This window comes from Acinetobacter sp. 802_lipA (assembly GCF_058242885.1).
Genome location: NZ_JBZAYP010000001.1, coordinates 1346954 through 1367810, shown reverse-complemented (window position 1 = coordinate 1367810; position 20857 = coordinate 1346954). Strand labels below are relative to the sequence as shown.

Below are 20857 nucleotides of genomic sequence, written 5' to 3'. Positions count from 1 at the left end.
GACAATATGTATTGTCATTTTAACTGGTGAGAGAATGAGCGCATTGGCAAAAGTGATCCAAGAATGACTTGGGAGTCACTTCCGACATAAAACCTAAACATAAAAAAGCCTGAGAGACTCAGGCTTTTAATACAGCAGAAAGTGTCTATTTAAACACGCGCCACACCGCCAGTAAGCTGGTGAGTACAATTAAAATCACTGAAATAAACCAAGGCGAGATAATCGCAATCGACAGCAAAATGGCCATGAGACTACCAAAAATCCAACTGCGTTTTTGCTGATGCTCCATTTGTAGGCGCATACTTTGCAGTTCATTGAGCTGTTTAGCATGCCAAGCTGATTGGTTTTTGAGACCATTTAAGCTATCGACCAACAGCGTTGGGAAGTCTTGTGCCCCTAAAAGTAAATCTGGAATTTTTTGTCCCAGCTCTTTTAGGTTCTTTTGTGGATTCATTTGCGCTTTGATCCAATCGGTCAGGATTGGCTTTGCCAAACTCCAAATGTCCAGCTCTGGGTAAAGGTCAGTCCCTAAACCCTCAACATGCACGAGGGTTTTAAGCAGCAGCATCAGCTGTGGTGGAATTTCCAAATGGAAGCGTCGTGCAATATCCATCACTTGAATCAAAATGCCCGCGAAGTCCAATTCATGCATGGGTTTGGACACCATTGGCCCGACCGTGCGACGCATTTCACGTGCTAGTGCATCTTGGTCTGTACCCGGGGGAATCCAACCAGCTTGATGCACGATTTGAATCAGTTGCATAAAGTCGCTGTTCATGACCGCAAGTAGCATACGTGCCACGGTCATTTGGTCGTGCTTCGATAACTCACCCATAATGGCACAGTCCAGCGCAATATAGCGTGGTTGGCTTGGGTTTAGGGTTTCAACGAAGACATTGCCCGGATGCATGTCGGCATGGAAAAAGTTGTCACGGAAGACTTGGGTAAAGAAAATGGTTAAGCCTTTTTCCGCCAAATCTTTACGATCCATCCCCAGTTTTTCAAAGGTTTCAATGTCTGAAATGGGAACGCCTGTAATGCGTTCGGCCACCATCACGTCCTTGCTATCCATATAGACTTCAGGCACATACATCATGCTTGAGCCTGTAAAATAATGGCGCATACGACGGGTATTGTCGGCTTCTAATGTCAAATCCAGTTCATTTAAAATGACCTGACGATAGTCCTGAATAATTTCAGATAAGTGCAGTGCACGCGCGGCTTCTAGGCGTTTTTCTAGAAAATCACCTAGCCATTCTAAAATTTCAAAGTCTTGTAAAATTTGACTACGAATAGCGGGACGGGTGACTTTCACCACCACTTCGCGACCATCATGTAAAGCGGCCGTATGTACTTGAGCAATCGAGGCTGCTGCCAAGGGTTGTTCGTCGAAGCGAGCAAACAGCGTGTTTACATCGGCTTTCAGTGAGTCTTGAATGCGCATTTTCGCCACATCAGAACCAAACGGTTTGACACGGTCTTGGAGTAAAACCAGTTGTTGTAACACTTCAGGTGGAATTAGGTCACGACGAGTAGACAGTAGTTGTCCCATTTTAATCGCCAGTGGTCCCATTTCCTCTAAAGCTTGTTTGAGCTTCAGTGGATTTTTTCGTTCACGACTGGACCATGCCGCAGGGTGCATACGAATTACACCCAGCGCATGGCGCGCTTTTTCAGGCAATTCTTCCGCAGGAAACAACGTGTCGAGTCTATAGTGCGCGGCAATGCGCCAAAGTTCGAGTAAACGTGAAACGTGCGGAATCATATATGTAAATACCTAGTTTTGAGTTGAGTCTTGAGTGTCAATCTGTGCTTGAAGCTGTTGAATTTTGGCTTCGGCACGATCTAAGTTTTGATTAAAAATGCGGGTGTCTTGATGCAGATCATCCATTTGCCAACGTGGGGCAAATAGACCACTGTCTTCTTTCAAGGCATCTTCAGCAAAGAAAAAATGACTTTGTAAGGCCTGTTTGATGTGTTTTGGGGCCAGCTGAATTTTAGCCAATTCATGCGCCAAACTTGGGCCAATCCATGGGCTTAAATACGCAGCCAAGTCAGGCTCAGCGTGTTGCATAATCCGTTGAATATCCTGTAGAAGGTGATAATCACCTTGGAGCGGGATATTGCCGATATCATCCGCCAGTAATAGCTTGAGCAGCTCAACCACATTGGCCACCGTTAAAGTTGCGGTTGCTGGGGTGTGAGATTGAGCTTGGTCAAACGGGCGTTGTTCGAAAATGGACGCTGTTTCACTATGCCCTGTAACGGTAGGTTCTAAGCGCACTTTGGCTTGGTCAAAGAACACATCTACAGACAGTTGCGGGGATGCGATCACCACACGTAACATCTTGCCTTGTAGTTCATTGAGCTGGATGCGAGTGATCGCATCCAAATTAATCACATGATGAATTAATCGTTCAACTGCACCGAGTGCCAGAATCGACCACATAATTTGCCCTTAAACGTTTAATTTTAAAGTTTAAAACCACGGTGTACAGCAACGATACCGCCTGTCAGGTTGTGATAGTCACAGTTTTGGAAGCCTGCATTTTCCATCATGCCTTTTAGCGTGCGTTGGTCTGGGTGCATACGAATGGACTCGGCTAAATATTTATAGCTTTCTGAGTCATTGGCAATAATTTTACCCATGATCGGCAGTGCGGTGAACGAGTATAGGTCGTACAGTTTTGAAAACGGTTCAAATACAGGTTTAGAGAACTCTAATACCAGTAGGCGACCACCTGGCTTAAGCACGCGGTACATCGCAGCAAGTGCTGCATCTTTATCGGTCACATTACGTAGACCAAATGAGATCGTGAGTAGGTCAAAGCTGTTATCTTCAAATGGCTCTAAGGTTTCAGCATTGGCTAATACGAAATCAACATTGGTACATCCAGCATCAATCAGGCGGTCACGGCCAACATTGAGCATGGATTCGTTAATGTCTGAAAGTACTACATGACCTGTAGGGCCAACTTCGCGGCTAAACACTTTAGCCAAGTCGCCTGTCCCGCCAGCAATATCTAATACGCGTTGACCACGACGTACCCCTGACATATTGATCGCAAAGCGTTTCCATAGACGGTGAATACCAAAAGACATCAAGTCATTCATAATGTCGTATTTGCTGGCAACCGAGTGGAAAACTTCCGCCACTTTTTGCGCTTTATCTTCACTGCTGACAGTTTGGTAACCAAAGTGTGTGGTACTGCCGACGTTACCTGTGTTGGCACCGCGAGGAAGATTGTATTTAGGTACAGAACCCGTCACTGGGGTATCAGTCAACTGTTGTTGTAATGATTTTTGTTGACCTTGCGCCGTACCTTGGGGTAATGGTTCAGTTAAAAATGGACTCACTTTGTCTGTGTTTTGTGCCGACTCTTGAGTAGCGGTAGGCGTTTGATTTTCATTCGACATGGGAGTCACTCCTAACATAGCAATAGGGTAAATGTTGCAGTGCATGCATGATGACAGATTCTAGGACGTTGTACAGTAACCATCATGCAATTGTGCTGAATAATATACAGAAAAACAGCAGAGCTATGCAGCCACTGCCTTATTTTTATCAAGGAATAATCTGAAATTTACTGAAATGGGTATAGATGACCCGAATGTACTTTATCAATAATTTGACGTTCCACCGCAGTAAAGTCTTTCACAAATTTCTCCGCCGACTTTAGCGGTTTCATGGCCAAAAAGCCATCTTGCATAAAATCATACATGATATTGAAGTTATATTTGTTGGCCGTCCCTTTACACATCTTAAAAGCGGTATAGACCATAAAAGAGCGCATGTATTTATCGAGGTTCTTACCCAATTGATCGAGTAAATATAGCTGTTTCAAGCGTTCTTCGCCTTGTTCTAGTTTTAAGTAGGCTTGGCGCATCAAATCATCGGTTAAGGCTTCATAGGGATGGTGATCTTTCAGCAATTGCATTGCTACTTGTTCATCCAGTCGCACCGCCAAAATCGCCAACTCAACCCCAGAGGTACCGGTTTTAATGGCATTTTCAGGAATTAATTTCTCTGCTTTGTGCGCATATTTGCTCAAGCGCGCAATTTGTCCCGCCAAAGCATCAAAATCTGGGCCACCATATAAACGGTTGATAAAATACTCGGCCATCAACAGATTTTGCTTTTCTGTGAAAGTTTTGTTGTGGGTACGCTGCATTCGCTGTTTTTGCCAAGTTTGCACATCTTGTAAACGTTGGAAGAGCACCGAATCTTGATGATAATGCAATTGGTAATACTGTTCTAAAAGCTCATCGAGGGCGGCGAGTTTGGACATTTGCTGTCTCAGTTCTATTTAAAGATAGCTAAATCTTAGTGCGTGATGACGGAACTCGCTATGACAAAGTGACAAAAAAACTATTTATTTGTGGTCAGTTTGATGTAGAAGTAGTCAAAAGATACATATGAAAATCATCTAGACCATCATTTTTTAGGATCTAGTGATCTGATTAAATAGAAAAAAGGAGGGGCAATGGATACAGAAACGATCGCCAGTACAGTGCTGAACGAAGAACAGCTTTCACTGGACTTAATTGAAGCGCAATATGCGTTGATGAATACCCGTGATCAGAGCAATGCAAAAAGTTTGGTGATTTTGGTCAGTGGAATTGAACTTGCGGGTAAAGGCGAAGCGGTAAAACAGCTGCGCGAATGGGTCGATCCGCGTTTTTTATATGTCAAAGCCGATCCACCGCATCTGTTTAATCTGAAGCAGCCTTTTTGGCAGCCCTATACTCGATTTGTACCTGCCGAAGGGCAAATTATGGTGTGGTTTGGTAACTGGTATGGGGACTTGTTGGCTACGGCCATGCATGCTTCAAAACCTTTAGACGACACTTTGTTTGATGAATACGTCAGCAATATGCGGGCTTTTGAGCAGGACTTAAAAAATAACAACGTAGATGTTTTAAAAGTTTGGTTCGATTTGTCGTGGAAGTCTTTGCAAAAGCGTCTAGACGATATGGACCCGAGCGAAGTGCATTGGCATAAGTTGCATGGGCTAGACTGGCGCAATAAAAAACAATATGACACCTTACAAAAGCTACGTACGCGCTTCACCGATGACTGGCAAATCATTGATGGTGAAGATGAGGATTTGCGTAATCACAATTTTGCACAAGCAATTTTAACATCGCTGCGTCACTGTCCAGAGCATGAAAAAAAGGCCGCGCTAAAATGGCAGCAAGCACCAATACCAGATATTCTGACTCAGTTTGAAGTCCCTCAAGCTGAGGATGCGAACTATAAATCAGAATTGAAAAAACTCACCAAACAAGTGGCCGATGCCATGCGCTGTGATGACCGTAAAGTGGTGATTGCTTTTGAAGGTATGGATGCTGCGGGTAAAGGGGGGGCGATTAAGCGTATTGTGAAAAAGCTCGACCCACGAGAATATGAAATTCATACCATTGCCGCACCTGAAAAGTATGAGTTACGCCGTCCTTATCTGTGGCGTTTTTGGAGCAAATTGCAGTCGGATGACATCACTATTTTTGATCGGACGTGGTATGGACGCGTTTTAGTCGAGCGGGTAGAAGGCTTCGCAACCGAGGTAGAGTGGCAACGCGCTTATGCGGAAATCAATCGTTTTGAAAAAAACCTCAGCAACAGTCAAACCGTACTGATTAAGTTTTGGCTGGCGATTGATAAAGATGAACAAGCGGCGCGTTTTAAAGCCCGCGAAAGTACCCCGCATAAACGCTTTAAAATTACCGAAGAAGATTGGCGAAATCGCGACAAATGGGATGACTATTTAAAGGCAGCCGCGGATATGTTTGCACATACCGATACAGGTTATGCGCCTTGGTATATTATTTCCACCAATGATAAACAACAGGCCCGCATTGAAGTCTTAAGGGCAATTTTAAAACAGCTCAAAGCGGATCGCGACACAGATTAAGAAACTTAAAAAAAACGGTCATTTGACCGTTTTTTATAGAGGCGGATTTAGTTCTTTAACTTAAGGGAATTTGGGTCACTGGCGCTGCAACAGGAACACCTTGTTCAGCGGCTTGTTTTAGTTGAATGCCTTTGGCGAGCTTATACGACTCTTCCACATGAGTTTCCGCAATTTTTTTCATCATGACATAACCCAAGCTAGCCGCAATCATCTGCCCACCAAGAGGAATGAATTTGGTGACTTGTTTGGTGATGTATTTGGCTGCCATGTTATTGAGGGATTTCTTCACGGCTGTACGTGCCACCACCAATCCTGAGAACTCCACGCCACGTTTACGCAGTTCTGACCAATGTATTTGCTTGGTTTCTGGGTCGTAGACACTGACTTGCTCTGGGGTTAAACCAAAGCGGGCATTAATTTCGGGAATCAACTGCGACAATATGCCCACATCAATCACCACATCAAGGAAAGGGACTGGAATAACCGCTGCACCTGCGGAAAAATAGGCGCGCTTTTTGACTAAATCCAAACACTCTTCACGGATTTGTTCTAAATTTAAAGAGGGATCAATTTTTTCTGGAATATGCTCTAATTTCATTTTCTAAATCCTAAAATATCCTGATTCACATTGATTCTAGTTTTGCTTAAAGTACGTATTTTAAAGCAAATTTTAAATAGAAATATGTCATCAAAGTGACATAGACAGAACCAGAAGTATAGTCAATAATCTGTGTACTTTTGTAGATTTTTCATAAGATGGTTATTTGAGAGGAAACATGGCGATACACGTAATACAAAGTCAGCGTATTGATGTTCTGTTGCAAGCCATGCAAAAAACCGTCTTTAAACCGGCCAAAAATGCCTTTCAAGTGCTGCAAGCACAGCATTTTATTGTACCTTCACCTGCGGTTGAGGCTTGGCTAACACAAAAGTTGGCAGAACAGCAGGGCATCAGTGCCAACACGCAGTTTCATCATCGTATTCGTGGTTTTCAATGGTCGGCTTATCAGTGGGTTTTGGTCGACCAAAAAGATGAAGTCCGTAAAGCCAATATTCCGCGATTGATTATTAAATGGCGTGTCTTTCAAGCCTTAAAAGAATTTATACAAGCCGAGCTGAATCCTTTAGAGGTTGCTCATCCGTTGTATCCGATTATTCAGCGGATCTATGCCAGCGCTGACCGTTTGCAACAAGGCATCGATAAACAGCTCAAAAAGCAAAGCATGCTGTATTGGGTCGCGGAGCAGGTTTCACGGCTGTTTAGTTTTTATATGGATTATCGTGGGCATTGCACCAAAGGCTGCCCACCGCAAAGTTGCCGTTGCCAGACCAATTGGTTACAAGCGTGGGGCAAAAACCAGCCGCTCGATTTGGAGCAGATGTTCTTTAAAACTCAGCAAGAACTCAGTGCTTTTCAACTCAATCAAGCTTATGAATTGGAAGCATGGCAACGTTGGCTCTGGCAAGTGGTGTTCCATGCTGACTTTGAACAAATTCAGCGTATTGATACTGCATTTTGGGGCTTACTCGATCAAGCAGAGACCCGAGACGCTGCACTTAAAAAGTTGCCTGCACAGTTGGTGGTATTTACGGTTTTAGATTTACCGCCAAGGCAATTGGAGTTTTTACATCGATTGGGACAATACCTCGAGATCTTTATTTTTCACTATAACCCATCGCAAGAATATTGGGCGGACAGTGTCGATCCCAATTGGAAAGCGCGTTATGACGCACGGGTGAAGCAGCGTTTTATTGAAAAAAATCCAAATGCCAATGATGCCGAGATTCAGCAGTTTTTTGATGAGTTTACCCTCAATTTTAATGCAGAAACCCGAGAGTCTCGCCATCCTTTACTGACCCGATTTGGTAAACAAGCGCGCGACCATTTCTCTTTACTTTCCAGCCTTTCTTCAGGTGAAGACGGCGTCTGGGCCGATATCTTTGTCGATGAATATCCAGAAACTTTACTTGGTAAAATTCAGTCTGATGTCCTGTATTTGGTAGAACCTACGCAGCATCAGTATGCCTTGGCTGAACAAGATGATTCGATACAGATTCATGTCTGTCACTCCAGCCTTAGACAGCTTGAAGTCCTCAAAGATCAACTGACGCATTGGTTGGCTCAGGGCACGGCTGATGCACCGCGACGTCCAAGCGATATTTTAGTGTTGACGCCCAGTTTGACTGAGCTAGAACCTTTTATTCGCAGTGTTTTTGCGCCTCCTCCGCATGAGCGTGAAGCTTTGCAAAAGGGTCACCAACTCAGTAAAGATAGTATTTATCTGCCGATTAAGCTGGCAGGCGTGACTCAACTCGATGCCTTAAATGCCTGGCGTGCTGTGCTGGGACGGATGGTCTTGGTGCGGGGGCGTTTCAGTATTGAGGACTTTGCTGATTGGCTCAGTTTAAATGCAACGCAACAACGTTACGGCTTAGACATGAATATGATCGAGCGAATGACGGAGCTGTTGATCAACGCAGGCTTTAAACGTGGATTGGATGCCGAGCATTTAAAACGTAGTCTGGCCGAAGGGGATGAAGATTATCGTTATAGTCTGAAGTTTGCCTTAGATCGTTTGGCTTTAGGCGCCGCTGTCCCAGAGCATGTGCTGTTTCATGAGACCTTGAGCTATGCCCAAGTACAGTCGAGTGATTTTGAGCTGATTGGTGTTTTGATTGAAATTTATCAAGATTTTAAACATCGTTCCGAGTGGATGATCGCGCATGAAACTGGACAACGGACGACTGCTGAAACTTGGCTGAATCGTTTGATGGAAGATATTCGCGAGTTTGAAGCTGCGGGTGTCGAGTCTTTGGCCGCAGTGTATAAGATGGTCAAAAAACAAGAACGTATGCTGACCTTGGCGAGTTTTTATGATGAACACGACCATCATGCACTGCGCAGTTTAAGTTTACCTTTGCCTTATGTATTAGAAGAAATCCAAAAGACCTTAGAAGCGCAACTGGACTATGCAGAACCCACGGGGCAGATCACGTTTAGTCAAATTGGCCAGATTCGACCTGTGCCGTATAAGTTGATCGTGATGTTGGGCTTGGACAGTGGCAAGTTTCCCAACCGCAGTGCGCATTTGCCTTTTGACCTGATGGACTTGCTGAAGCCACAACTGGGGGATCGTTCCCGTTTGGAAGATGATCAAGGGGCTTTTCTAGATGCCTTGTTGTTGGCACAAGAGAACATATGGTTATTTTATAATGGCTTTGATATCAACGATGGTGAAGTCCGTGATCCGTCTACGGTATTGCAAGAACTGATTCAGCATATGGCCTTTATTGTGCAGCCTGACATACAAAGCAAGAGTGTCAATGCAACGGTTGATAAGCATGGTGTGACTGTCCCTGCACAGTTGGCATCGCTGTATCATGTCCATCCTTTATTGCCTTTTGATCCGCGTGGTTTTGAGTCTGAGCACAGTATTCGTTTTCAGGATCAATGGTTTCAGGTCGCGAAACAACTACAGTATGCATCGGGGCAACGGAGTAGTTGGGTTAACACGCCTTATCCAAAATTAGAGCAAGATATTCAAGTTCTTGATAGTCAGCAGTGGATTCAGGACATCACTTTCCCTGCAAGGCTGTATCTCAAGACTTTAGGCGTGGAAAACTTAAAACCAGAAGGGATTCCTGCAACGCAAGAACCGTTACTGCTCGATGGTTTAGGACGTTATGCCATTCGTCATTTTTTACAACAACATGAGGCAGCGGCAGATGCCAATCTTTTGATGGATCAACTGCCGATTGGTAAAGTCCAAGATGGGGTCTGGCAAATGAGCGTGCTTGAGCAGCAGCGCTTGCTGACACGTTTACAACGCTATGCACCCGAGGCTACAGCCACGACCCAACAAGTCTGGAAGGTGAATGAACATTTACAGATCAATGTTACTTTAGCCAAATACAGTGCTGAAAAATGGGTCAGTGTAGAAGCATCCAGTGCCAGAGCAAAGCGCCGTGCCAAAGTTTGGTTAGAGTATTTACTGTGGTTGGCTTATGTCAATTTGGGAGAGGGCGGACAGCAATATCAACGCATCGTGGTGTTTAGTGACCGAACCATTTTATGTACTGGTGTGAGTTCAAATCAGGCGCGTGAATGGCTCAAACCTTGGTTGAAAGCATGGGAGTATGCACAAACTCAGCCTTTGGTTTTACCTGCGGCCTTGTTACTGAAAATTGCAGAAAAAGATAAAACGCATGAATGGCAACTGAATGATCAGGAACAGATGGTGATTGCGGACATGGACGCCATTTATAAAGTGTGGGAAGAAGATGGTCGCTTTAGTGGTTTTTCAATGACTGAAAACGAAGCCAATAAAGCACACCGCGACTGGCAGTTTATTCTACAAGAGCAGGATGCCAAGGCATTACTTGCCCATGCCTGTGAGCAGTTTTCTTATGAACTATATCATCCGATTTTTTTGCATCAGCAAAGCCTTGAGGACTAAGTCATGACAGCGCAGTCTCAGGCCTCTACATCGAACATGTCTTATCAACCCATTGCCGATATGAGCTTTCAGGGCTTGCATTGGATTGAAGCTTCAGCAGGCACAGGCAAGACTTTTACTTTATCCAGTTTGATGGTGCGTATTTTTCTTGGGGCCTATTTGCCGAATCAGGTCATTGCAACCACCTTCACCCGTGCTGCCGCTGCGGAGCTGAAAAGTCGCGTTCGGGCTCGTTTGATCGAAACTTTACGTTATTTTGAAGGTTGTCAGAGTCTGACTGAGCGAGAGATACAGGCCAAAATTGCCGCTGAACAAGATCCGCTTTTTACCAAGGTGCTCACAGACTATGCACAACGGGTCGGTTTTGCCCAAGAGCGTTTGAAGTTGGTGATTGATCAGTTAGATGAGCTGTTCGTCGGCACACTGGACAGTTTTAGTCAAAAGTTACTGCGTGAGTTTTCTTTTGAAAGTGGCAAGATTGAGCGTGCGGATATCACCGATGATGCGCAGAGTTATACTCAGCAGCTCATTCATGATGTGTTACGTGAGTGGATTCAGGCACAGCCGCAGCCTGTGGTGAATTATTTACTGTTAAAACAAAAATTAAAAACCGAACAGGCTTATGTGCCAATTGTTGAAAATAGTCTGAACTTTGCATCGGCACAGTTTCAACAGGTAGAAAAACCTGTGCTTGATTTGACGCAATTTGAGCAGGCCATTGATCAATTTACCGCGCTGGATGTGGCGCAGATTGAAAGCTTGAAAGACTATTATGCACCCGAAGGGCAATACCATGCAGTGCTGGGGAAAAAGTGGCGTACCGATGCTTTGATGCAGCGTATTCTATGTCAGGATTTACCTGCTTTTTTGACCGCCCTGAAAGAGCAACGAGCTTATGCTTTATTCGCGCCACATTTTGAAAAAACCTTAAAACATCTGACCGACCTCGCGACGAAAAAAGTCTTAAACAAATGTGCTGTAGATGTACTAGAACAGTTTGAGCAGCATCCTGTGTGGCGACAGGTCCGCAGTTTCTTAGAGGCGTTGGCAGAGTTAGAGCTCAATTTGGACGTGCTGGATGCGTATTTAAAATATTACTTAAGCTCCGAGGTGAAAAAGCGTTTACCACAAGTCTTACAGCAAAAGAGTGAAACGACTTTTGCCCAGCAAATCCGTACCTTGTCAGAAGCTTTACAGGGCGAGCAGGGCAGGCGCTTTGCTCAGTTTGTACAAGCACGCTATCCACTCATTTTAGTGGATGAGTTTCAAGACACCAACCAAGACCAAGATGACATGCTGGCGCGAATTTGGCGTGATGTACAGCGTTATCACCAAGGCTGTATGATTATGGTCGGTGATCCGAAACAAGCCATTTATGGCTTTCGTGGGGGGGACATGCTGACCTATAACAAGGCACGTTTAGATGTTTTGGCAAAGCAAGGTCGGCAGTATAGTTTGAAATATAATCATCGTTCTGTGCAAAAGCTGGTACAGGTGGTAGATGCTTTATTTCAACGCCAACAGGACTTTGGTGAGCAGGTCTATTACCAGCCTGTAGAAGCAGGGACTCGTCCCCATCCCGCTTTGGTCGATGCACAAGGTGAAAACCATGTACCGCTGCGCTGGCTGTTACTTGAAGACAAAAAAAATGAAGCTCAACAAGTGGCATGGAAAATCCGTGATTTAATCAACCAAGGCATTCAACAGCAACTGTATGTGGCAGATGATCCGCCACAGTTTATGGGTGCGAATGATATCGCGGTGTTGTCCAAAAACCATGATGGCTTGGACAAAGTTCAGTTTGAACTAGAGCGTTTGGGAATTTTGGTCAACCGTCCATCTAAACGCAGTGTGTTTGAAAGTCAGGTTGCGAAAGATGTCGGTGCATTATTGACCGCAATGATGCATCCTTTTGATGAGGCCAAAGTTCGCCGTGCACTTTTGAGTCGGCTGTTGGCGATTGATTTAAAACAGTTACTGGAACTGGAAAAACAAGCCAACGGTCTGAGCCAGTTTATGGCGGATTTTGATGACATCCGCGACATGTGGATCAATAAAGGCTTTTTAAGTGCATGGCAATACGTTTTAAACCTTTTTAAAGTGTGGAAAAACTTGGTGGCTTACCAAAGCCGAGACAACGAACGGACTGTGGTCAATCTACGGCATTTGACTGAGTTGTTGAGCCAACATAGTGAGCAGTTCCAAGGCGCGCAGAAATTGTATCATTGGTATCTCAAACAGCTGCATTTGCCTGCGGAACGTGAGTGGGAGCTGGAACGCAAACTTTCCAATGCCACAGGCGTACAGCTGATGACCATTCATCAGTCCAAAGGTCTAGAGTTTAAAATTGTGTTCTTGCTGGGTGCCGACAAAGACTTTAAGGAAATGAATAAAACCTTAAACTTTTCAACTCTGGAACAGATCAATCCGACGACAGGGCGGAGCGAGTTACAGCGCATCGTGGCAGTAAATGATGCCAACCTGTTAGACCCAGCCGCGATTGATCAACACAATGAGCGAGCCGAAGCAGAACAGCATCGCTTATGGTACGTCGCACTGACCCGTGCGAGCCACCGCGTGTATGCCTTACTGCAAGATCAGGAATATAAATCAAATACGGCATTGGCATTTTGGCGTGGCCAAGCCGGTAATCTGTTTGAACATCCTGCCAGTGGTGATGAGGGGCTGCTGACTGAAAAGCCGATTCGTTTACAGCCAGCCGAGCAGCAAGAGATCATTCAACTGCAAGCCTTGGCCTTTCCTGAACAGCGTTTTTATCCACGTTCCAAAACCAGTTTTAGTGCGTTGACACAGCATTTGAGTCGCAAAGAGGCAATGGATGCCTTAGCTGTTTTGAGCGAGAAAGTGGGCAGTGCGGATGACGAGATCAATCATCCTGTACTTGAGGATGTGGAACTGAGTCAGCCTTTGGCGTGGATTAAACGGCAGTTTCCAATGGGGACGACTGCGGGAACCTTCCTGCACGAAATTTTCGAGCACATTGACTTTCAGGACTCACGTGACTGGGGACTGGAAATTCATCGTCGTTTTAAAAATGATAGCCCCTTACTGTGGCAAGAGTTATTGGGCAAATATCAACACGAATTTGGGCAGGATGATGAAACTCAATTGGTGCTGTGGATGCAAGAATGGTTAGCAGATGTGCTAGAAACACCTTTACATGACAGTTTTCAGTTGAAGCAACTCAAAGCCGATGAACACTTGGCTGAGTTTCCTTTTTATTTGTCATTGTCCGATCATGTGCTCGCGATTAAACGCATACAGGCATTATTTCAAGAATACGGCATTGATCTACTCGACTTAAATGAAGCCAATTCTGCTCGTTATCTGACAGGTTCGATAGACTTGGTTTATTTTGATGGTCAGCGTTATCACATCGCCGATTATAAAAGTAACTTCTTAGGGGCGGATCAGCAGAGCTACAATCATGACGCAATCCAATTGAATATGTCACATGCCAGTTATTGGTTGCAGGCGGGTTTGTATTTGGTGGCTTTGCATCGCTATTTAAAAGTGAATTTGCTGAACTATGACATTGAAAAACATCTGGGACAGGCGAGTTATCTTTATTTGAGAGGGATGAATGGGCAGCCTGATCAAGGGGTTTTAAGTTGGCGTGCTAGCCCAGAGTTTATTTTAAGATTAGATGCCATCTTGGGTCATTTTGCTGAGGATACTTCTATTGAAAATCATGTAGGAAAAACTTCTGAATTAAGTGAAATTAGTCACTCATAAACAAACAATTAAGTTGTGGATAACTTTGAGGATAACCGTGTGGAAAATGTTCATAAAGCCAGTATTGATCAGGCTGCCATGGTAGACACATGGTTAACGCGTTGGAGTCAGTTTATTCAGCAGTCACCGCTGAGTAAAACAGGGGTTACTGAAACCCGAAGTGAAATGATTCAACAGGTTCTTGAAGCTATGCTACGCGGTGAGAGTTGTATCTCGGTTGCAGCTGAAGCTGTCACAGTCTTAGATGATTTGGTCATGGATGAACAGCAGGCACAGCAACAAAAAGCGCCGTTTGTTTACGATCAGCAGCAATTATATCTGTATCGTTATTGGGCTTTAGAGCAGTCCTTGGCCCAGCAAGTGGCACGGTTAAAACTGCAAAATTTAACGCAAGTGGATATTTCAGCTTATGCTCATTTACTAGAAGATCCACACCAAAAACAGGCTTTGGCGATGGTGGCTGAGCAGGCGCTCTCGATCATTACAGGTGGCCCAGGCACAGGGAAAACCTATACCTTGGCGCGTATTATTGCAGTGCTCAAACAAAGTATGCCTGATATTCGTATTGCGATGGCTGCACCGACAGGTAAGGCGGCGCAGCGGATGAAAGAAGCCCTTCAGAACTCTTTTCAAGATGAAAAGTTACAAGACTTCATTACCCTAGATTTGAAAAACTTAAACCCTGTGACGCTACATCGACTTTTGGGTCTTGGGAATACGCAGCAACCGCGGTTTCATAGCAGACAACCTTTACCTTATGATGTGATTGTCGTTGATGAAGCATCCATGCTGGATTTAAATTTGGCGCAGATGCTCTTTGCTGCCATGCCGAATCAAGCTCGTTTGATTTTATTGGGAGATGCTGATCAGTTGGCTTCGGTCGATGTCGGCTCTGTACTCGCCGATCTACAACAGGTTCCAGCTTTGGCTGAAAATAGAGTCAATTTGGTCAATAGCCGTCGTTTCAAATCAGATGCATTGATTGGAAAGTTGGCACAATTTATTCAACAGCAGCCGTGTTTTGACTTAACGACGCATCCTGCCGAAAAACAGAGCGTATTGCATACTTTTCAACAGCAAGTGGTAAATGCCACGACGTTGAAGGCGGTTGAGTTGGATCAGGTCAAGGTCGATTATCTACAACTTGAGTTGTTGCCTGAGCCGGCTTTATCTGCAGAGCAGTTACAACATTATTATGATCTGTTGATGCTTGGCTTTCAGGGCTATGTCGAGGCCTTAAAGCAATATCAGCAAAATCCTAATGAGTCTCTCGTACCCAAAGTGATTCAACATTTTGATGATTACCGTATTTTAGCCGCCATACGTCACGGCCATTTCGGCTTAAAACAGCTCAATCTGCAAATCGAGCAGCGCCTATTAGAACAGTCAAAACAAATTAAACAAGGCGAATGGTACTTGGGCCGTCCAGTGATGATGACCTATAACGACTATCAGTTGGGTTTGTCGAATGGCGATATTGGCCTGTGTTTACATCGTATACAACAAGGTAAATTGCAGTTTGAGGTGTATTTCCCCAGTCTGGATAAATGGGTAGCCGCGACACGATTACCCAAAAATATTGAAACGGCTTTTGCACTGACCATTCACAAATCTCAAGGCTCTGAGTTCACCCATACCGCGGTGGTATTAGATCGGCAGGCTGAAAAATTACTCAGTAAAGAGTTGATTTATACCGCAATTACGCGGGCGAAAAAAGTGGTCAGTTTACTGGTCGATGCTGATGCATTCGTACATGCTATGGTGACTCGAACCACCCGAGAAAGTGGTCTATCAAGAAAAATTAATCAACAAATTCAATTGTGAAGATTTAATAAACAAATAGGGGTTTTGTACGAAATGGCTTACAGGGATTCAGGAGATTTGCGCATAGAGCTTTGTTGAGGATTTTGAGAAGATGGCTTCACATAAAGAGCTCAACACGGAATGTTGAGTATAATCGCAAAAAGATAATAATAACGTCAGTAGACAGCGAACTTACAGTGAAGTAGGTGAAAGAGGAAACTTACAGCCGCTAAGCCTTGTAGTTTTGGGAGAGACTACAAGGCTTTTTTATATCTGATAAATTGGCAAAATGTGACAAAAAATAGCCATTCATTCCTCGAAGCATAAAATACAGTTATAGATTGAATATTGAAGAGATACTGTCTCAGTATTGCACGGCTTATGTTTTAAGTGATTGTTTTTGATTAATTAAATTTTAATTATTGCATTTTTTAGAGAAGTTTAGGCTAAATAATGGAGGAAATGAGGAGTTTATGTAAGCAATCGCTTACATGAAGATGAGTGAAATACGACTTTTTTCTTCTGTGTGATGTGGCAAAATCTGTCACATAAGGATGTAAATGATTAAACATGGAATGTTTAATACAAGACGCGGAAAAGCGCATTATTATAATGATAACTAAAACAACAAGAACAAAAATAAAAGAACACTACAGCGCAAAAAAGCCCAAGTTTACTTGGGCTTTTTTTTATGCTCAGACTAAATCTGTTTCGCTTCGATCGGTTGCAAATAAGGAGCGACGTTGGTGCTTTAAGATTTTGGGACAATGTTTTGAGATTTGATAAAGCGTTTTCGCTAAAGCCGGTAAGTGGGTCCCGACGACAGATTTTCCTGTGGTTAATAGCGATACACTAATATCACGTTCTGGATCGGCCCAGCAGAGAATATTGGAAAACCCTAGATGTCCAAAGGCTTGCCCAGTCATGGGTCCAAATAACCCAATAGGATTACTCCCTAACATTGGGCCTAAGGCATAACGCATCGGGACTAATAATGTCCGATCTAAACTGACCCCTGACGTGGCCAATGTCGAGCGAAATACCGTTTGGGCACTCATGATTTGTTTGCCTTGGTATTCTCCACCACTCAAGAGCATTTCAAAGAAACGTCCAGCTTGTTCGGCACTGGTATAAATGTTGCCCGCTGGGCAAATCGTGTCCATAAAGCGCGCATCATTGGTCACATCGACCGCCAACTGTAAACCACCGCCCAGTACCCGATTAAGATAATGGTCTGTGCCTAAACGTGGATGTAGACCTGTGGCATAGTTTAAAGCGACATCCGCTCGATACTCAGGTTTTAGGCCATAGTTAAAGTAATCTAAGCCCATGGGTTTTTCGATATTTTCGGCAAGAAATTCACGGGCCGTTTGACCTGTTACCCGCTTGATAATTTCCCCTAAAATATAACCTGACGTCACGGCGTGATACGCCAGATGTGTGCCTGAGGCTGAAACGGGTTGTGCAGCATAAAGACGTTCTAAAATTTGATCTTGATTAAACAACAGCTCAGGTGTGACTTTACTGTCAATGCGAGGAATGCCACCACGATGAGCGAGCAAATGGAAAATGGTGGCACGACGTTTACCGTTTACGCCATATTCGGGAATATAGTGGCTAATCGGATCGAGTAAATTCAGATCACCGCGTTCATCCAACATATGAATCAGCATGGCTGTAACGATTTTAGAGGCGGAAAATAAGCAAACAGGGGTATCGGGTGTGCCAATTTTCGCATCTGCCGCTAAACCATCGGCTGAGTTGCCTTGCGCATAACCAATGCTGCGATTTAACAATATTTGTCCCTGACGACGTAAACAGAGGCTGATGAAAGGGTAGTTTCCTGTTTTATATAGAGACTCTACACTGGCCCAAATGCTTTGAATTTGTGCATCATTCATGCCACCCAAGGTAGCGGAGACCTCATCTTTAGAACGAATCACGTGGTTGAGGTCATGCGGGACATAACAGGTATTGGCAGATAAAATTTTCACAAATTTCTCTCTATTTTTCGTTTTTATTGGGTCTGAGTCTGATGTTGAAAATCAGAATTGTCATGATTGTGCATGATTTGTGCAAAGCCGTCAGTTGCTGAATTGACTGCGAACATAAAACATTTTTGCAATATAGCGCTAGATCCCTTAAAATAATGCCTTGCTGTAGTGATGCACGGCAGTCAACTTGGTTTTGAAGAATCAAGTTGATTTGTATCAAATGTAACTTATAAGCATCTCGGAGAAATCGAATGGCTTTAACAAACGCAGATCGCGCAGAGATCATTGCTAAATTTGCTCGCGCTGAAAACGACACTGGTTCACCAGAAGTTCAAGTAGCTCTTTTAACTGCTCAAATCAATGATTTACAAGGTCACTTCAAAGAGCACAAACACGACCACCATAGCCGTCGCGGTCTTATCCGTATGGTTAACCAACGTCGTAAGCTTCTTGATTACCTTAAAGGTAAAGACGCTACTCGTTACAGCGACTTGATTGCTGCTTTAGGTTTACGTCGTTAATTCGATTAAACTTTTATTTTCGGACTATCGCATTTTGAATGCTTTATTACTGAAAAAGAAAGTCTACCTTGCTTCTGTGAGGTAATGGGGAAGGGGCGAATGTTTCGCTCCTTCTTTGTGTCTTAAAATCATATTTTTAGTCTCTGGTGAGGTCGGCTTCTAAGCTTTGTCATTTATACAGTTGCCTGAAATGGCGATGTGAATGCCAAACCTTAGGGGTCTCCACTAGAATAAAAATCAGGAAAGAAAAATACATGTCTATGTTTAATATTATTCGTAAAGAATTCCAATATGGTCAACACACGGTTGTTTTAGAAACAGGTCGTGTTGCTCGTCAAGCAAACACTGTTGTGATCACCATGGGTGGTGTACAGGTTCTTGTTGCAATCGTTGCTCAACCAAAAGCAAAAGCAGGCCAAGATTTCTTCCCGTTGACTGTTAACTACCAAGAAAAACAATATGCTGCAGGTCGTATCCCAGGTGGTTACGGTAAGCGTGAAGGTCGTCAGTCTGAAGCTGAAACTTTAATTTCACGTCTTATTGATCGTCCAATCCGCCCATTGTTCCCAGAAGGTTTCTACAACGAAATCCAAGTAACAGCGACTGTTATTTCTTCTGACAAAACCATGGAAGGCGATATCGCTGCAATGTTGGGTGCTTCAGCTGCGATGTCTATTGCTGGTGTTCCATTTGCAGGCCCAATCGCAGGCGCACGTGTTGGTTTAATCAACGGTGAATACATCCTTAACCCAACTTTAGAACAGCTTAAAGAATCTGATCTTGACCTTGTGGTTGCAGGTACTGAAGCTGCTGTATTGATGGTTGAATCTGAAGCGAAAGAACTTTCTGAAGACCAAATGTTAGGCGCTGTACTTTTTGGTCATGACGAAATGCAAATCGCAATTCAAGCAATTAAAGAGTTTGCTGCAGCTGCGGGCGCAGTTAAATCTACTTGGGTTGCGCCAGTTAAAAATGAAGAACTTCTTGGTAAATTGAAAGAAGCATTCGAAGCGAAAATCTCTGAAGCATACACAATTGCTGTTAAGCAAGACCGTTATGCAGCATTAGATGCGCTTCATGCTGAAGCTGTTGCTCAGTTTGTTCCTGAAGAAGATGAAACTGGTATTGCTGCTGAAGTTGACGAATTATTCGAAGACTTGAAATACCGTACGGTACGTGACAACATCTTGTCTGGTAAACCACGTATTGATGGTCGTGACACGAAAACTGTTCGTGCCATTGATGTTCAAGTGGGCGTATTAGGCCGTGCACACGGTTCTGCATTATTCACACGTGGTGAAACTCAAGCATTGGTAACTACCACTTTAGGTAATACCCGTGATGCGTTGATGGTTGATACCCTAGCCGGTACTAAAACTGACAACTTCATGTTGCACTACAACTTCCCTGCATACTCTGTCGGTGAAACAGGTCGTGAATCTGGTCCTAAGCGTCGTGAAATTGGTCACGGTCGTTTGGCACGTCGTGGTGTTCAAGCAGTTCTTCCTGCGGCTGATCGCTTCCCGTACGTGATTCGTATCGTATCGGACATTACTGAATCAAACGGTTCATCTTCAATGGCTTCTGTATGTGGTGCTTCATTATCACTTATGGATGCAGGTGTTCCATTGAAAGCGCCAGTTGCAGGTATCGCAATGGGTCTAGTGAAAGAAGGCGAGCGTTTCGCAGTTCTTTCTGACATCTTAGGTGACGAAGATCACTTAGGTGACATGGACTTTAAAGTAGCTGGTTCTGCGAACGGTATTACCGCGCTTCAAATGGATATCAAAATTGAAGGTATCACTGAAGAGATCATGGAAGCGGCATTGAACCAAGCGTATGCAGGCCGTATGCATATCTTGAATGAAATGAACCAAGTGATTTCACGTGCTCGCCCTGAAATTTCAATGCATGCACCGACATTCCAAGTGATCAACATCAACCCAGACAAGATCCGTGACGTGATTGGTAAAGGTGGTGCGACCATCCGTGCCATTACTGAAGAAACCAAAGCTGCAATTGATATTGAAGACAACGGTACAGTACGCGTATTTGGTGAAACCAAAGCTGCTGCTGCTGCTGCAGTTGCAAAAATCCAAGCACTGACTGCTGAAATTGAACCAGGTACAATTTACGTTGGTAAAGTCATTCGTATCGTTGAATTCGGTGCGTTTGTAAACATCCTTCCAGGTACTGATGGCTTACTTCACATTTCACAAATCTCGAACGAGCGTATTGCAAACGTGGCAGATGTGTTGAAAGAAGGTCAAGAAATTAAGGTACAAGTTGCGGATGTAGACAACCGTGGTCGTATCAAATTGACGATGAAAGATATCGAACAAGTTTAATCTCTTGTCAATTCACATGGTTTTTGCCATGTGAATTGAGTTGTCTTAGAAAAGCCTTGAGCTTGG

Annotated in this window: 12 protein-coding genes; 6 read left to right on the top strand and 6 right to left on the bottom strand. The window is 44.0% G+C overall.

The genetic code is table 11. The features are described 5' to 3' along the window. Positions 1-145 precede the first annotated feature (145 nt). The 4 genes from AC4CU3_RS06895 to AC4CU3_RS06880 all read right to left on the bottom strand — a co-directional run bounded on the left by AC4CU3_RS06895 (position 146) and on the right by AC4CU3_RS06880 (position 4289). Positions 146-1765: an ABC1 kinase family protein gene (locus tag AC4CU3_RS06895; RefSeq protein WP_004692684.1), complete on the bottom strand. Its 1620-nt coding sequence runs from the start codon at positions 1763-1765 to the stop codon at positions 146-148. A 12-nt stretch (positions 1766-1777) separates the two neighbouring features. Further along, complete coding sequence (locus AC4CU3_RS06890; protein ID WP_005400926.1) at positions 1778-2449, bottom strand: ubiquinone biosynthesis accessory factor UbiJ; 672 nt, start codon at positions 2447-2449, stop codon at positions 1778-1780. A 23-nt stretch (positions 2450-2472) separates the two neighbouring features. After that, entirely contained in the window at positions 2473-3417 is a 945-nt protein-coding gene (ubiE, locus tag AC4CU3_RS06885; RefSeq protein WP_058868807.1) for a bifunctional demethylmenaquinone methyltransferase/2-methoxy-6-polyprenyl-1,4-benzoquinol methylase UbiE, read from the bottom strand. A gap of 167 nt (positions 3418-3584) precedes the next feature. Further along, entirely contained in the window at positions 3585-4289 is a 705-nt protein-coding gene (locus AC4CU3_RS06880; protein ID WP_114836923.1) for a DUF8198 family protein, read from the bottom strand. Between the two features lie 195 nt (positions 4290-4484). Between AC4CU3_RS06880 and pap the strand changes: the two genes are divergently transcribed. Further along, complete coding sequence (gene pap / locus AC4CU3_RS06875) at positions 4485-5912, top strand: polyphosphate:AMP phosphotransferase (RefSeq protein WP_114836924.1); 1428 nt, start codon at positions 4485-4487, stop codon at positions 5910-5912. Between the two features lie 55 nt (positions 5913-5967). Here pap and AC4CU3_RS06870 read toward each other — a convergent pair whose 3' ends face one another. Further along, on the bottom strand, positions 5968-6510 hold the full coding sequence (locus AC4CU3_RS06870) for a hypothetical protein (RefSeq protein ID WP_114836925.1): 543 nt from the start codon (positions 6508-6510) through the stop codon (positions 5968-5970). Positions 6511-6688: 178 nt separating this feature from the next. Here AC4CU3_RS06870 and AC4CU3_RS06865 point away from each other — a divergent pair, with 178 nt between their 5' ends. The 3 genes from AC4CU3_RS06865 to recD all read left to right on the top strand — a co-directional run bounded on the left by AC4CU3_RS06865 (position 6689) and on the right by recD (position 15949). Next, positions 6689-10369: an exodeoxyribonuclease V subunit gamma gene (locus AC4CU3_RS06865; RefSeq protein ID WP_114836926.1), complete on the top strand. Its 3681-nt coding sequence runs from the start codon at positions 6689-6691 to the stop codon at positions 10367-10369. Positions 10370-10372: 3 nt separating this feature from the next. Continuing rightward, positions 10373-14125 carry a UvrD-helicase domain-containing protein gene (locus AC4CU3_RS06860; RefSeq protein WP_201953387.1) on the top strand — a complete coding sequence of 1251 codons (3753 nt, stop codon included), beginning with the start codon at positions 10373-10375 and terminating at the stop codon, positions 14123-14125. Positions 14126-14203: 78 nt separating this feature from the next. Beyond that, entirely contained in the window at positions 14204-15949 is a 1746-nt protein-coding gene (gene recD / locus AC4CU3_RS06855; RefSeq protein ID WP_373863455.1) for an exodeoxyribonuclease V subunit alpha, read from the top strand. A gap of 674 nt (positions 15950-16623) precedes the next feature. Here recD and AC4CU3_RS06850 read toward each other — a convergent pair. After that, positions 16624-17922, bottom strand: a complete 1299-nt coding sequence (locus AC4CU3_RS06850) for a serine hydrolase domain-containing protein (RefSeq protein ID WP_058868812.1) — start codon at positions 17920-17922, stop codon at positions 16624-16626. A 251-nt stretch (positions 17923-18173) separates the two neighbouring features. Here AC4CU3_RS06850 and rpsO point away from each other — a divergent pair, with 251 nt between their 5' ends. Both rpsO and pnp read left to right on the top strand, forming a co-directional pair. Further along, a complete protein-coding gene (gene rpsO / locus AC4CU3_RS06845) occupies positions 18174-18443 on the top strand; it encodes a 30S ribosomal protein S15 (protein ID WP_004692669.1) in 270 nt (89 codons plus the stop codon). 260 nt (positions 18444-18703) lie between these two features. Beyond that, a complete protein-coding gene (gene pnp / locus AC4CU3_RS06840; protein WP_171355061.1) occupies positions 18704-20791 on the top strand; it encodes a polyribonucleotide nucleotidyltransferase in 2088 nt (695 codons plus the stop codon). Positions 20792-20857 lie beyond the last annotated feature (66 nt).

Coding starts and splice junctions, on each gene's coding strand:
- ubiE (WP_058868807.1), bottom strand. CDS start 3,417: ATGTCGAATGAAAATCAAACGCCTACCGCTACTCAAGAGTCGGCACAA.
- AC4CU3_RS06865 (WP_114836926.1), top strand. CDS start 6,689: ATGGCGATACACGTAATACAAAGTCAGCGTATTGATGTTCTGTTGCAA.
- AC4CU3_RS06890 (WP_005400926.1), bottom strand. CDS start 2,449: ATGTGGTCGATTCTGGCACTCGGTGCAGTTGAACGATTAATTCATCAT.
- pap (WP_114836924.1), top strand. CDS start 4,485: ATGGATACAGAAACGATCGCCAGTACAGTGCTGAACGAAGAACAGCTT.
- pnp (WP_171355061.1), top strand. CDS start 18,704: ATGTTTAATATTATTCGTAAAGAATTCCAATATGGTCAACACACGGTT.
- AC4CU3_RS06860 (WP_201953387.1), top strand. CDS start 10,373: ATGACAGCGCAGTCTCAGGCCTCTACATCGAACATGTCTTATCAACCC.
- AC4CU3_RS06895 (WP_004692684.1), bottom strand. CDS start 1,765: ATGATTCCGCACGTTTCACGTTTACTCGAACTTTGGCGCATTGCCGCG.
- AC4CU3_RS06870 (WP_114836925.1), bottom strand. CDS start 6,510: ATGAAATTAGAGCATATTCCAGAAAAAATTGATCCCTCTTTAAATTTA.
- rpsO (WP_004692669.1), top strand. CDS start 18,174: ATGGCTTTAACAAACGCAGATCGCGCAGAGATCATTGCTAAATTTGCT.
- recD (WP_373863455.1), top strand. CDS start 14,204: ATGGTAGACACATGGTTAACGCGTTGGAGTCAGTTTATTCAGCAGTCA.
- AC4CU3_RS06880 (WP_114836923.1), bottom strand. CDS start 4,289: ATGTCCAAACTCGCCGCCCTCGATGAGCTTTTAGAACAGTATTACCAA.